This is a genomic window from Thalassobacillus hwangdonensis, from assembly GCF_042675915.1.
In the GTDB taxonomy this organism is placed as follows: Bacteria; Bacillota; Bacilli; order Bacillales; family Halobacillaceae; genus Thalassobacillus_A; species Thalassobacillus_A hwangdonensis.
In genome coordinates this window covers 54070-69009 of sequence record NZ_JBHTKL010000001.1, presented here as the reverse complement: position 1 = coordinate 69009, position 14940 = coordinate 54070, and the positions used below count along the sequence as shown (strand labels likewise).

Here is a 14940-nt window from a genome sequence, read left to right as displayed (position 1 = left end):
TCGATTAAAATGCACCAAATGAACCAAACATCTGTTGATAATAATTTTCTAAATTCGTCTGCATTTCCATCATGATCTGTTGAATTTCACTATCAGATGCTTCCATCAGGTTGACAGTCTCGCCTTCTGATGGTGCAGGGAATTCAAGGTCATTCGAAAATTCGGTCTTCGTATCCACCGTGAACTCTACATCACCGGAGATATTGCCGGTCATCGGATCTTCCATTGCAAAATCAATACCGAAGACAACTTTCTGATCGGCTTTGTCTCCATCCATATTAAATTCTGTATTAAGCGTTCCACCAATTTCAGGCATAGGGCTTCCAGCAAACATCGGACCTTCCATCACTAAGTCGAATGTAGTTTCAGAAGCTCCTTTCGTGAATTCAGAGTTAGCCTTCACACCAATCTTAGAAGGACCATCTCCTTCATCCATCGAGAAGGTGAAATCATGATCGACGATAAACGTATCTTCGGATTCTTCCTTCCCTTTTTCAACCAGATTGATGACAAGGGTACCTTCTTCATTTTCAGGAGTTACCGAAACATCCATTGTAGAAGTGTAAGCATCCTCAGATTCTTCCAGGTAGGAAGTTTTCATATTGATGGTTGCCATTTCTTCTGCACTAGGGCCCAGTTTTGTCGTGATATCACGGTACACAACTGTATCCCCATCAAGATATGCGTCCAATTTCACGCCATCTGGAATGTTCATGTTATCGACTTCTGCAATCATTTCATCGAAAGCAGCTTTACCATCTTCGATCTGAGTATCACTTTCCATAGCACCACCTAGCTGGATATTGGTTTCTTTCATGGTAGTCAGCAACGTCTTGATCATTTCTTTTGTTTCATTTTCGGTTAGAGTCAGGGTAACTTTATCATACTTCTCTCCCTCATACTCGACACCGTCTTCCATCGTGAACTGTTCACTGTCCAGTTCTTTGATCATCGCTTTAAGGTAATCTTCACCCATCTCCTCAAGCTGTTCATAAGTCAGCGTTGAGGTCATGTAATCAGAAAGGGCAGGGATCTTATCCAGAGTCGGTTCTGGTGTTCCTCCCATGCGCTCGATAAAAGGATTCAGCTGATCATTCTTGAGTGATAAGTAATCATCATATAAGAAAGTTTTCACTGCAGTAGTGTCTTCACTTTGATAAACCTCTGCATTACCTAGGCTTGAACCTTGCAGTAATACATCAAATGCCAGAAACGTTTCTTTCGTTTCCTGATTAAGCATCTGCGTCGTTTCAATCTTGGCAGAAGAAACAAGGCCTTTGATCATCGGCAGCATAGGTCCGAATGTCTGCTCTGCACCTTCTACATTGAAATCAGCAGTAATCGTAGAGTCACTTTTATATGGTGTATCAAGCATTTTGTCCTGAAGTTCCATCATTTCAGTCAAACGCTCATCCATCATGCTCATCTGTTCTTCCATTGTTTCTTTTTCGGCTGTTAAATAGCGTGTCATCGGATCACTGTTCTTCAGCAAAGCGAATGCTGTAGCACCGATGCCTGCAACGACGACAACAGTCAGAATGATGAAGATCCAGCTGCGCATTCCGCCGGACTTCTTCTTATGTACTGTCCCTGATGTGCCTTGATTGTTATCCATGTTTCCTTCCTCCTGTTTGTATAAGATGTGTCTCCCTAATCTATACGATTGACATCTTACATAGTTTCATATATTTACAATTTAATATAACCAAGTAAGTATACTATTAATCACACAAAAATGGAATATCATAGAAACGAAATATTGTCGAAATTCACCGGAATTTCTTTACATACCATCGGATCGCATCATTCAGCTTACTGTCGAACAGTTTTTCTCTCCAATATAGATCAGAGGTTTGGCTGACAATATTATTTCGTGCTGGATAAGGGTGAATGATATTTGAAATCGCCTGGAACTTCTTATTCAATGCCTGGACGGTCCCGACTTCCTGCATCCATTCTCCCGCGCCAGGTCCGATTGCATGTGCACCGACAATCTTCCCGTTTCCTTTTGTCATCACTTTTACAAGACCTGCAGTATTCCGTTCTGCCATGAAACGGTCATTATCCGCAAGCTTTGTTTTGAAAACCAACAGATCATCTCCATACTGGTCTCTCGCTTCCTTTTCAGTCATACCGAGATGATAGATCTCCGGAGAGCTGTACACGACCCAAGGTACTTTCTTGTAAGAAGCCTTCCTTTTCAATCCGAAGACGGCATTGGAAACAACGATCTTCCCTTCCATACCAGCAACATGTGTAAATGGCATCGATCCGTTACAATCCCCAACCGCATAGATATGAGGTTGACTTGTCTGCATTGTCGAGTCGACATCGATTTTCCCATCCGTAACATACACTCCAGCTGCGCTAAGGTTCAAACGGTCAATATTCGCCTTTCTCCCCGTCGCTACAAGAATCTGATCGACTTCCAGACGCTGTTCATTTCCATTTTGTTCGTAAGTCAGGACTGTTTTCCCGTCTGCCTCTTCTACCTGCTTCACCTTTGCATTCGTCAGGATCGTCAACTCTTCATTAAGCAGTTCTTCCGCAATCGAGGTGATCTCCTCGTCCTCAGATGCAAGGATGGAAGGAGCTCCTTCAAGAACAGTCACTTCCACTCCCAGCCTGGACAGGGCCTGTGATAATTCTATGCCAATGACTCCCCCTCCAATGACTGCAAGTTTTTCAGGGCGTTCAGTAAGGGAAAATACGCTCTCATTCGTCAAAAAATCAACGCTGTCCAATCCATCGATTGGAGGTATGAAAGGAGACGAACCGGTAGCAATGACGATCCGTTTCCCAGAAATGATTTCATTACCAACCTGGATGCGGTGTGAATCCACAAATCGAGCTTCTGACTCATAGATATCAACGCCCATATCAAGGAAGCGATCTTTTGAATCATGATGCTGTACGTCCTTTACAGCTTCACTAACACGGGCCATTGTTTTAGAAAAATAGCTGTCATATGCTTTACTTGAGAGAGATTCGTATGTAGCAACCTGATGAATTTCTTCTGCTCCATGGATAAGGGCTTTAGATGGCATGCATCCATAATGGAGGCAGTCCCCTCCAAGCGAACTTTTCCTTTCAATAAGCGCTACCTTCGCCCCAAAGCTTGCTGCTCCGGCAGCTACAGTCAAACCTCCGGAACCGCCCCCGATGACGATGATCTGGTAATCCTTGCTCATAAACGATTCCCCTCCTCATATTTGTCCATATACATTTCAGAAAACTTCTCCATTCGCTTCCGATTCACTCCAAAGTCAGAATATCCGACACGGGAAGCAGAGCGGAAGTGGATGAAACTTTCTGAAGCATCGAAATAGAACTCAACGTCGTCTTTGAATTTCAGAAGTTTGGATGTAAAGACGACATGCATATAGTCGGTTTCATTTGCATGGATCTCCGATCGATCCCAGCTTCGAATAAGTGTCTGGACGATTTGCTTTGTATGTTCAATCGTCCCTATGAAGGGAAGCGGCTCCATCTTTTTGGAAGGATCTTGGGATTGAGTGGATACACAATTAGGTGAGGAAGGACATGGTGACAGTTTCCCATCCTTCACTCCAAGATGTCTCTTAGTCATGATATTCCTCCTGTGTAAATAGTCATTATTTATTTATTCACTTTAGAAACACAAACCAAACCTCCTACACCTATAAAAAAGGATACCTCACACATTAATGAGGTATCCTTCTGCGAAATGGGTTATCTGCCATGACCGCGACCTTTATCGTGTCCATGACTCTTACCCGAGTCTCGTTTATTTTTTTCATGGGAGTTCTTCCGCTTATCACGGTTGTTGTCGTGTTTTTTATCTTCCCAGGTATTTTTCTTCTCGGGGTGTTCATGCTTGTCTTTTTTCTTAGCAAGACCAGGAGGAGTATGACGATCATACTCCTTTTTTGAACTGCTATTACCTTTTCCTGATTGTTTCTGCTTTGGGTTATCTTGCTTTTTGGACCCTTTTCCAGGATGATCATCATCCTTGTTCTTTCCAGGAGGAGTGTCATCCTTATCTTTTTCTTTAGGTCCCTTGTCTTTGAGGACATTTGACTCCTCTGGAGGTCCAGTATGCTCAGGTTTACCAGTATCTTTGTTCTTTAGAGAAGTATCTGGTTTACCTTTTTCCTTTTTCTTCTTTTCTTTCTCGTCGTTCTTATCTTTTTTCTCTTTATAGAACGTTTCAATGATCTCTTTTTCACTGTCATCGAGATCTTCTTTGTCCAGCTTCACTTTGGTAGTGTCTTCAGCAGCAGCAGAAGAAGTTGTCGATGTCGTCGTAGTTTCATCAGAAATACTCTCAGCCATCAGCTCGTTCATTGATTTCTTTTGCTTTTTCGCTTTTTCTCTTACCTCACTTGGAACGACGAATGTCGCCATCGCAAGGGTGATTTCTTTCTTTTGGACAAATGTTTCAATTTTTTTAGAAATATCCTGGTCATGCTCCTCATCAGAATAACTCACTCCGACAAGTACACTGTTTTCTTCATTCAAGTACCCTGCCTGTCTACTGGTCTCAATGATGGTGACTGTCACTTCATCTACAGGCTCCCGCTTCCAGTCCTGCAATTCCTCAAGCAAAGCTTCTGCCTCATCATTCAAGGGTACCAGTTCAATCACATTCATCTTTTCGTTGACTTTCATTTCAATACTAGGATTGATATCAATATTGACATAAGCGTATGCCTGGTTGCTGTCATACCAAGAATATAAAGGGAAAATTGCAATCATCAATGCTGCAACCATGGCTACGAACTTCACTTGTCTGCGTTGATTTGTCATACGAAAAAAGCTAAAAAAACCGTTTTTCTCGGGTAATGGTTCAAAGCGAACCTCCATGCCGACATCCGCTTCTGCCTGCCGCACGGCTTTATGGAAAGTACCTTCCGCAGTCATTACAATCGTGTAATTGCGGTGATGTTCCATAATGATTCCTTTTTTCACTACCCCACCCCCTTAATATAGTCATTCAGATACACATAATCCTCACTCATCACAATGACCATCGCTAAGATGAATTTACGGTTCCGCTCCAACGTCTTTTTACTGACTTCTACTCTGCCAACCAGTTCTTTCATCGGCAGTCTGCCTTTTTCAAGCACTCTTTCTTTCAAATCTTCATCCTCGAAAATTGTCCTCGCTACATTTACCGCAGATTCGCGGGCATCTCTATGTTGAGGAGATATTTCCGTCAATTCCTTAAAGGAGAGCTTATACTTTTTCAAGCGCAGTTGAAAGTCTTTGATTTCTTCGCGTCGGTACCATGCTTCTGTTTCACGTTCGAATGCTTCCTTTGCAGCGGCGACTTCCAATGGATTTTCCATCTGTTCTTCATTATGAATTTCTTCATCTAATGAAGTGGTCGTCAACCGTCGCTGCTCATTCCGGATATAGTCGATCACTTTCCGCTTCACTACCAGTTTAGCAAATGAAAGGAAAGAACTTCCTTTATCAGTTGAGAAGGAATTAATCGCTTCATCGAACGCCAGTAAGCCAATGCTGAACTCATCATCTGTTTTCGGGTCAATGTATCGTTTACATACTTCAGAAACACTTTTGGCGATAAAAGGTTGATATTGCTTTAAAAGGTGATTTCGGATTTCTTCGTCTCCCTGCTTCGCGCGAATCACTTGATCATCCAGGGAGGTGTCCTTGTTTACTTTAAACAGGCTCCTAATCAACCTCTATCACCCCCAGCATTAAAATTTTTTCGATCAAACCCTCTATTTTGTGGGTGTTTTTTTAAAAGTTTTTTTCATTCATGTTACAAAAGTGTTTCAACCAAAGGAATTTCTGAAGTTTGTTCACTATATTAAGGGGTTTCTACAAGATTCTACAAATCACCATGCCTATCTTACCGAATAAAACGCAGGTTATCTAGCACAGAACGTTTACATTTTATTAAAAAACGATTGCAACAAATAGGTCATCCTACCTCTGGATAATATTTTTTGTGAGCAAAAAGCCTCTATCAAGGAAAAAGAATGGGTCGATTCAGATGTAAATGTTTAGGTCGTTTGCTTGACAGGTAAATAATACAATGATCACAAAAAGTTCTTTTAGTGCTTAGAACACTATTATGAAAGGAGGCATCCCCCTTTGAAAGCTGTATTACTGAACACCAGTCTGAAGAAAGGGACCGAAGCATCGGAAACCGAAAAGATGCTTCATGAATCAGCCAGAATCCTCCAGAAGGAAAGAATCGACACGAACCGTTTCCACTTAAGAGATTTCCAGATTAATTTCGGAATTACTGATCGATTGGATGGAGATGATGACTGGCCCTTCATCTTCGAAAAAATCAAAGAAGCTGACATCGTAATCATTGGAACTCCAGTCTCCATGGGGGATAAAAGCAGTATCGCCTCATTGATCCTGGAACGTTTGCAAGGGTATGAAACAATCAAGAATAAAAAAGGCCAATCCATTTTTTATAATAAAGTAGGAGGTACGATTGTTGCAGGCTGTGGAGATGAAGGAGCAAAATCTGCCTCACAATCCATCCTTTATCGCCTCTCCATGCTCGGGTTTACCATTCCCCCCCATGCAAATGCAATTTTTCGCAGTGACTGGGATAACCAGGATACTAATCAGACAGAAGGGGAATTTGAAACGAAGAATGCGGAAAGGATGACGTACAATCTCATCCATTTCGCTGAACTGTTGAAATTCCATCCAATACCCACACTCGGTAATGTGCTTGAATGATCCTTCTTTTCCAACCAACAAAAAGATGCCAGAGTCAGGAATTCCTGACTCTGGCATCTTTTAATTGATCTGTTCGTGGAAGTAATCAATTGGAACTGCAAGACCGACACGACCATGCGCTTCGTGATCAAGTGTCGCGAAGACGACTGCAATGACTTCCCCATCATCTGTAATGACAGGACTTCCACTATTTCCTTTATAAATTGGAGCGTCAAGCATCAGTACTGGAAGCTTCCAGTCGGATAACTGATACGTATCGATGATCGTCCCTTCATTAGCAATTCCACTGAAGCTGAGTGGATTTCCAATAAAATAAAAGTGTTCGTCTTCTTCATAGGAAGTCACTTCTGCCAGGTTCAAATGAGGAAGATCCTTTCCATCCACTTTCAACATGGCCAAGTCAATATCTGGGTATGACTTCACCACTTCAGCATCGAATAGTCCCTGCTCCGGAAAGGCAACAGTAATTCTTTTTTCATCTTCGATTACATGATGATTGGTCAGGATCCAACCATCCGATGTATAGGCGAAGCCTGTTCCTTTACTATTGCCCGCCTCCACGACTACGACTGCTTCCTGATAGTCATCAATTTCAGGATTTAATGATAGTTCCGCTGACTTCATAAGAAAATCGATTGCTGGAATCGAGAAAGTCTTAGGAATAAGAGCTGCAACATTGACCACCATGACAATTGCGATCAACCAGAACAACCACTTTGGGAAAGGCCGTCTTGGCTTTTCTTTTTCTTCCTTTTCCCTCGCCAACGCTTTCCGTTTTTCTTCTAATACAATTTCATTCATTTCTTCTTCATCGATATCTTCATACAAGTCTTCATCGATGATATCACGTTTATAATCGTTATCGCTCATGTAGCGAAGCCCCTCTGCGACTGAACGTAATAGTTAGATTGCAGTAGCTTTCAGCTTACCCTGCTGCATCTGATACATTTGGTAATACAGCCCCTTTTGCGCAATCAACTCATCATGCGTTCCATTTTCCATCATTGTACCATGGTTCAGGACAAATATTCGATCTGCCTGCTGTATCGTAGATAGACGGTGTGCGATGACGAGTGTCGTCCTTCCTTCTTTCAAGACGTTCAGTGCTTCCTGGATCACCTGTTCTGTTTCCGTATCGATATTGGCAGTCGCCTCATCCAGAATCAGGATGGCCGGATCGAATGCAAGTGCTCGCGCAAATGAAATCAATTGTCGCTCCCCCATCGATAAGGTACTGCCTTTTTCTTTAACAGGTTCATCGTATTTTCCCGGCAGACGTTCGATGAATCGATCTGCTCCGACAGCTTTCAACGCCTCGATTGCCATTTCCCGGGAAATTCTTGGGTCATCCATCGTAACATTCGACAAAATCGTTCCACTGAACAAGAACGGATCCTGAAGCACGATGCCCATATGACTTCTTAATTGCTGTCTGGACCATTCCTTCGTATCTTTTCCATCAATAGTGATGGAGCCATGCTGTGCATCATAAAATCGGAAAAGCAGATTCATGACTGAACTTTTGCCTGAACCGGTGTGTCCAACGAAAGCTGCTGTCTCACCAGGTTTCACCTCAAAGGAAAGGTGTTTCAGCACATACTCTTCAGCTTTGTAGGCAAAGGAGACATCATCGAATTTCACATGGCCCTGGTAACGTGGAATTGGTGTTACGGAAAGTTTCTCTTCCTTTTCATCCATAAGTTCAAACACGCGTGACGCCGCAACCCTTGCCTGCTCCAGCTGCGGAAGTTGATTTACAAGCTCGTTTACAGGCTGGAAAAGTCGGTTCAGATAATCGACAAAGGCATACAGGACACCTACAGTAATCAAACCTTCAGGACCAAGTGATTGTGAGCCGAAATACCAAATGAAAGCTACGAATGCCAAGTTTCTCAAAACGTTCACCAAGTTGTGGGATGTCAACGCATTCAAGTTGACAAGCTTTTTCCTGTAAGTGAAATGCCTCTCGTTCAATATTTCAAATTCTTCAGAGGTTTGGGGTTCTCTACGGAAAGCCTGGATGATCGACATTCCTTGGATCGCTTCATTTATATTTCCGTTCATATCACTTACGGTCGTACGAATCACTTCATTGTATTTGCCTCCATAATGTTTGTAGAGGCGCATGAAGAGTACAATTAATGGAAGCAGGACGAGACAGATGACTGCAAGTCTTGCATCAAGCAGGAACAACGCAATGTAAATCCCTGTCATATAGACAATGCTGGTAACAAATGTTGCAAGCACCTTCACGTACAACTCCCGGATCGCTTCTGTATCATTGGTAATTCTGGCTACCACTTTCCCAGCAGGCTGATCAATGAAATACTTGACCGGAAGCCTGTGAACATGCTTGAAGATATCCCCTCGCATCTTCTGGATGATCCTGTTAGAGGACTTCTGCAATAGGAAGCTATTCCAGAATTGGAACACTGCTGCCACTAACAGAAGGCCGACGTAAATAGCAAGCAGGACATAAATCGCTGACTTCTCAGGCGCAAAAAAGCCGTATAACTCTTCTAAAGACAGCTTTTCTGCACTGGCAGTCACCGTTTCATCAGGGGCTTCCACTGTAACTTGACCAGACTCAAACGACCTTGAGCCGACCATTGGAACTGTACCTTCAGCTAAATAATAGCCTCGATCGATTTGAAGGATCGTCATTTCTTCCAATTGTTCGTCGTCACTGTCAAGACGGTCCTCCCGTTTATAAATGCTCCCATCATGTCGAACCGTTTTTTCGTCCTCTTCTGCGACTTGATACCATGTAGATTCAATGCCGACAATGTGCTGATCGATCAGCCTTTTGGCGATGAACGGTCCTGTCAACTCCAACCCTACTGCAATGATCAGGCAGACCAGCCCAAGCAGGATCGGTTTTTTGAAATCCCATGCATAGTTGAATAATTTTCTTTCTGTGGTCCCTTTCATCAGCTGACCACCTCCTGTTCCTCCAATTGCTGCAGTTCGTACTGGACTTGGTACCAGCCACCTTTCTGCATCAATTGTTCATGCGTACCTTGCTCTGCAATCCTTCCATCCTCAAGCACAATGATGTGGTCTGCGTGTGTTACTGCTGAAAGACGGTGTGCTGCAATCAAGGTAGTCTTTCCTTGGCGTTCTTTTCTTAAATGACTGATGATATTCGCTTCTGTTTTTCCATCCACCGCTGACATCGCATCATCCAGGATAAGAATTTCCGGATTCTTTATGAAAGCGCGCGCAATCGCCACTCGTTGTTTTTGTCCACCAGACAGGGTCACACCACTTTCACCTACAAGAGTGTCCAATCCATCCGGAAGGTTTTTGATATCATCGAGAAAATGCGCAAGTTCCATAACATGGTAGATTTCCTCATCTGTAGCGTTTGATTTCCCGAATTGAATATTTTCCCGGACTGTTTTAGAGAAAAGGATCTGCTCCTGTGGCACATAACCGATCCAGTCACGCGTCGTTTCCAATGCCAGTTCAGAAACTGGAACATCAGAAATGGTAAGTGATCCTTCAAGACCCGGATATTCTCTCAGCAGTTGACGGAACAGCGTCGTTTTACCTGACCCCGTTTTACCGACAACACCAACTGTTTCTCCCCGGCGAATCGAAAGTTCAATGGCTTCCAAACGTTTCAGCTCTGAATCCGGATACGTGAAATGGACGTCGGAAAATCGGATCGTACCTGGAAGGGACAATTCTTTTCCAACATGAGGATCCTTTACGTCAGGGTGATAGTGCAGCGTTTCGTTGACCCGGTCAAGTGACGCGTTTCCGCGTTGCATGACATTGATCAATTCACCTACTGCAAACATCGGCCAAATCAGCATGCCTAGATAGACATTGAAGGATACCAGTTCTCCTAGCGTAATAACATTACGGAATACGAGTGTTGCACCAAACCCTAATCCAATGGTATAGGATAGTCCGACGAGCACTTTAATTGTCGGCTCGAATAAGGCATCCACTTTTGCAACTGCTATATTCTTTTGATAAACATCCTCTGTCATCTCACCGAATCGTTTTTCATTTTGCTTTTCCTGTACAAAAGCCCGGATGACATGAACCCCTCTGACCGACTCCAGGACGTCATCATTCATACCTCCAAAAGCATTCTGGGCCTTCATGAATCTTGCATGGATGACCTTCCCGTAGCGGTTCATGGCAATTGCCATGATCGGTAATGGTATAAGCGCGGCAAGTGTCAGTTGCCAGCTGATAGTGAAGCCCATCACTCCAATAAGCAGGAACATGAAGATCGTGGAGTCGACAAGCGTCAAAATACCGAACCCCGCCGTCATCTGAAGCTCTTTCAAGTCATTTGTCGCTCTTGCCATCAAGTCTCCTGTCCTGTATTTACCGAAAAACGTTGGAGTCATCTTCAAAAAGTGCGCCATCAGATTAGACCGCATCGTTCTTTCAAGCATATGTGCTCCACCAAAAAGCATGTAAACCCAATAATATGAAATCGTGTAGCTTGCGATAATCAGACCGCCATAAATCAATAGCAGTTCCATCATTCTGTCGTAGGTCATCGAGTTGAACTGCATCTCATCAATTGCCATACCGACGAGCTTCGGCGGAATGATATCTATGATACTTGCGATGATCAATGCTATGATTGCGAACGTGTACCGCTTCCAATATTTCTTGAAAAACCAGCTTAATTTACTAAAAACACCAAACATACTTCCACTTCCTTCCTCTATTCAATTGTCACTTCTCTGTGTTGCTAGCCGCTATCTTTCCAATCTGCATGTTCTGTGAGTCGTTTCTTCCAAAGTTCCATATTCTTTACCTCCTGAAAAATATTTATGAAAAGCAGCTGGACTGCTTACCATCCCTATCTAATGTAATGAGTGAGCTCTTATGAACTAAAATAAAAAAGAGCATACGTACGCGACGTATACTCTCTCCAGGAAAATATAAAAAGCCACGCAGTCTACGTGGCCAATGAATGTTCATATAAAGCTACTCATACCTCAGCTGATGAAACCATCATGATCAGGTACGGCCACGTAACGTATTAAATTGTCTGAAATCATTCCAAGACGCTTTTTCATTTTCCGTGACCTCCTTTTCTCATAATGTTATTTAATTATATAGTTTCCATTTTTTAAATCAACACAATTCTGAAAATTCATCCAGGAAATTTGATGACATGTAAAAACAGCTGCCGAAGTATTTCGACAGCTGCTTTCATGTACGTAATTCACATTACACGGTCCATATTCTTCAACTGGAATCTTGTCATAGTACCTCGTTCTACTAATTTTTTTATGGTTTCAATGGATACCTCTGTAGCATCAGCAATCTCTTCAGGTGTTTTAAATGGATGCTTCACTATATATGCGCGGACTTTCTCCCCATCCTGCAAGCATGCGGAACAGCTCATGAACGGAGTGCTAGGCATCTTTTCACCACAAATTCTGCATAACCGATTGTTCCTTTCCAAATGAAAACACCTCCCGTCATCCGGTTTCTATAATTTTCCTGATGCCAGTATAATTTATGGGGGTATTTTTCATTCAAATTTAATTCCCTGACCAAGCAGGATCACAACAGCAAGCGTTAATACAAGGAAAGAGATGAACACGATTGACAAGGGCCTTGATACATTGGCACGCTGTACTTCCTCCCACCTTACCGGCCTGATACCCGTAATCGAGAAAATGGTCACGGCGGCGAGTAAGATGGAACTGATATTTACAGTCAACAGCAGAAAGGCCCCATATGCGTTTCCCCATCCCCCGTCTCCGATTGACATCCCTAACGCAACTGTTGGAGGTAATAGGGCAACAGCGACCATAACGCCGACGAGGTTTCCAGACAATCGGTTCAAAAAGGCAAGTGCTCCAGCAGCTCCAGACGCAACTCCCAGAAAAATATCTGAAATGGTGACTTCCGTCCTTGCAACGTACTGGTCGGTCGTCATTCCTCCCTTGAAAAAAAGTCCGAATAGAATCGATATGAAAATGACGATGATAATTCCAAATAATGAAGCGAGCACAGCCCGTCCGAGCAGCTTATAATCTCCTAAGATGGATGCAAATGCAGTAGCAATGACTGGGCCGATCATCGGTGCAATCACCATTGCCCCGATTACAACTGCTTCACTGTCCTTCACAAACCCGACAGTGGCTACAATCGCTGATAAAAGAATCATCAACGTGTAGTTCATTGTGGTCCGACTATTCTTCTCCACGGAAGAAAGAAGTTCATGCCTGCTCGCTCGCAACAATCTCGCTTTTTTCTCTTCTTCGTCTTCTTTGTCCGCTTCTTCCTTTTTTGTTACCGTATCTTTTGAAAAGAAAGCTTGAACGGGGATCAGCATCGTTTCGAACCCTTCAATTACATTCGAAACCTCCTCCAGATAATTGAGGATCTCTTCAGTCTGACTCGTCCCAGTTAAAATCCTTACCAGCTTCCGTTCCTCTGATTCATTTGATATCCAGTACGTTTCATAATCAAACGCCTGCAGCTTCTTGCTGACTGATTCGTAATGTTTTTTGGGAATATATGCTTCAATCAGTTGCAGTTCCATCACCCACATTCCTTTCAGGTGGAATATCATTAGCTTTCCAATTTAAGAGCAAATCAATTCCACAGTGGGAGGGCAATCTATAGACCTCCATGCTGCAAGAACTGTTACAACCCAATTCATATTTCTGCCACTTCTCCTCATAATAAGAAAAACAGCGCTCGAGGAGGATTTGTTGAATGGTGAAAAAGCGGACGAACCGATCCACTTCGGGTAGTGGATTCCCTTATAATGAAACGTCGTTTGAATCCTCTTTGAAAGAACAATTGAATGATAGTCCTGATTTGAAAATAAAGACTTTTGAATTAAACAATCAAACCATACTATTAGCGTTCCTCACCTATCAGATCAATAAAGAAGAAATGGAGCGTAGTCTTCTCCTCCCTTTGACTTCTCGCAAGGTAACTTGGACAAATGCATCCCTTTTGAACGAAATTCCGTTATCTAGCGGGAGTTCCGCATCGGAGATCGGTAAACTGGCACAGGAATTGATCAAAGGATCTGTTGGTATTTATATTGTCGGAGAGAGCGAAGCGGTCACATTCTTTCTTCCTAACCTTGAGAAACGTGCGCTGAATCGAGCTGAGACGGAATCACTTGTCTTCGGACCTCAGATTTCATTCACTGAATCGCTCGTAACGAACTTGAATGTAGTCAGATGGAGACTGGATACAGAGGACTTGGTTGTCGAGAAAATAATCATCGGAGAAAGAATCAAATCGGAAGTGAGACTGGTTTACCTGAAATCATTGGCAAATGATACAAATGTGAACACGATGAGACAAAGGCTCACGGACTTAAAAGTGGATGAAATCGAGGATTCTTCCGTGCTGAGCCAATTCATTGAAGATAAGTCCAGTTCCATCTTTCCTCAACTGCTGATGACTGAATTGCCAGACCGTTTCTGCTATGCAATTACAAGAGGAAAAGTGGGTGTGCTCGTCGATAAAAGTCCGACAGGCATCATCGGTCCTACAACATTATTCAGTTTCTTCGAATCGACAGAAGACCTTTATATGCGGTGGAATATGGGGACTTTTCTAAGAGTGCTCCGAATATTCGCGATGATCATTTCCATCGTACTGACGCCATTATATGTGGCTGCATTGACCTTCCACTATGAAATCATCCCTCAGTCTTTATTGATTTCTTTAGGTCAATCAAGAGCGATGGTACCATTTCCGCCCATAATGGAAGCACTACTTTTGGAAATATTGATTGAACTGTTAAGAGAAGCGGGTGCCCGCTTGCCTACTAAAGTGGGACAGACAATGGGTATCGTTGGAGGTATCGTACTGGGACAGGCAGCAGTTAAGGCCGGTTTTACGAGTAATATTCTGATCATCGTCATCGCCTTGAGTGCACTTGCTTCATTTACTGCGCCAAGCTACCTGATGGGGACAGCGATCCGAATCATTCGTTTCCCTATGATTATTCTTGCAGGTACCTTCGGATTGATCGGTCTCATGTTCGGAGTTGCTTTTCTATTGATTCATCTGTTGAAAGTGACTTCACTGGGAAGACCTTACTTTGCACCGATCTACCCGATACTGCTTAAGGATTTTGATGATTCCTTGTTCCGGCTGCCTTTTTCAAAGAGCAATAAACTTCCGTTAGCCAACCAAGTGAAAAGACGGAAACGTTATCCGCAAGAACAGGCAAAGAAACGAAAAGATATTGACGAGTAGGGATAA

12 protein-coding genes are annotated in these 14940 nt (G+C 43.0%); 2 read left to right on the top strand and 10 right to left on the bottom strand.

The genetic code is table 11. The features are described 5' to 3' along the window. Nucleotides 1-4: 4 nt before the first annotated feature. From ACFQ2J_RS00385 to sigI, 5 genes are all read right to left on the bottom strand, one after another. Complete coding sequence (locus ACFQ2J_RS00385) at nucleotides 5-1615, bottom strand: hypothetical protein (RefSeq protein ID WP_386055531.1); 1611 nt, start codon at nucleotides 1613-1615, stop codon at nucleotides 5-7. 154 nt (nucleotides 1616-1769) lie between these two features. Next, the gene (locus ACFQ2J_RS00380; protein WP_386055529.1) at nucleotides 1770-3191 is read right to left on the bottom strand and encodes a dihydrolipoyl dehydrogenase family protein; all 1422 of its coding nucleotides are present in this window, start codon (nucleotides 3189-3191) and stop codon (nucleotides 1770-1772) included. Next, nucleotides 3188-3589: a DUF1499 domain-containing protein gene (locus ACFQ2J_RS00375; protein ID WP_386055527.1), complete on the bottom strand. Its 402-nt coding sequence runs from the start codon at nucleotides 3587-3589 to the stop codon at nucleotides 3188-3190. The genes ACFQ2J_RS00380 and ACFQ2J_RS00375 overlap by 4 nt, the downstream gene beginning before the upstream one ends. 122 nt (nucleotides 3590-3711) lie before the next feature. Further along, the gene (locus tag ACFQ2J_RS00370) at nucleotides 3712-4950 is read right to left on the bottom strand and encodes an anti-sigma factor domain-containing protein (RefSeq protein ID WP_386055526.1); all 1239 of its coding nucleotides are present in this window, start codon (nucleotides 4948-4950) and stop codon (nucleotides 3712-3714) included. Next, entirely contained in the window at nucleotides 4950-5687 is a 738-nt protein-coding gene (gene sigI, locus ACFQ2J_RS00365) for an RNA polymerase sigma factor SigI (protein ID WP_386055524.1), read from the bottom strand. The genes ACFQ2J_RS00370 and sigI overlap by 1 nt, the downstream gene beginning before the upstream one ends. Nucleotides 5688-6105: 418 nt before the next feature. Here sigI and ACFQ2J_RS00360 point away from each other — a divergent pair, with 418 nt between their 5' ends. Beyond that, entirely contained in the window at nucleotides 6106-6714 is a 609-nt protein-coding gene (locus tag ACFQ2J_RS00360) for a flavodoxin family protein (RefSeq protein WP_386055522.1), read from the top strand. A 60-nt stretch (nucleotides 6715-6774) separates the two neighbouring features. On the opposite strand, the gene ACFQ2J_RS00355 is transcribed toward ACFQ2J_RS00360, so the two are convergent. From ACFQ2J_RS00355 to ACFQ2J_RS00335, 5 genes are all read right to left on the bottom strand, one after another. Next, nucleotides 6775-7584: a S1C family serine protease gene (locus ACFQ2J_RS00355; protein WP_386055520.1), complete on the bottom strand. Its 810-nt coding sequence runs from the start codon at nucleotides 7582-7584 to the stop codon at nucleotides 6775-6777. Between the two features lie 33 nt (nucleotides 7585-7617). Next, a complete protein-coding gene (locus tag ACFQ2J_RS00350) occupies nucleotides 7618-9645 on the bottom strand; it encodes an ABC transporter ATP-binding protein (protein ID WP_386055518.1) in 2028 nt (675 codons plus the stop codon). Then, nucleotides 9645-11393, bottom strand: a complete 1749-nt coding sequence (locus tag ACFQ2J_RS00345; RefSeq protein WP_386055516.1) for an ABC transporter ATP-binding protein — start codon at nucleotides 11391-11393, stop codon at nucleotides 9645-9647. Before ACFQ2J_RS00345 ends, ACFQ2J_RS00350 begins: the two co-directional genes overlap by 1 nt. A 524-nt stretch (nucleotides 11394-11917) precedes the next feature. After that, entirely contained in the window at nucleotides 11918-12160 is a 243-nt protein-coding gene (locus ACFQ2J_RS00340) for a hypothetical protein (protein ID WP_386055514.1), read from the bottom strand. Nucleotides 12161-12229: 69 nt separating this feature from the next. Further along, complete coding sequence (locus ACFQ2J_RS00335) at nucleotides 12230-13249, bottom strand: TIGR00341 family protein (protein WP_386055512.1); 1020 nt, start codon at nucleotides 13247-13249, stop codon at nucleotides 12230-12232. Nucleotides 13250-13425: 176 nt separating this feature from the next. Here ACFQ2J_RS00335 and ACFQ2J_RS00330 point away from each other — a divergent pair, with 176 nt between their 5' ends. Further along, nucleotides 13426-14934 (top strand): spore germination protein, encoded by a 1509-nt coding sequence (locus ACFQ2J_RS00330; RefSeq protein WP_386055510.1) that lies wholly within the window; start codon nucleotides 13426-13428, stop codon nucleotides 14932-14934. The last annotated feature ends 6 nt before the right edge of the window (nucleotides 14935-14940 follow it).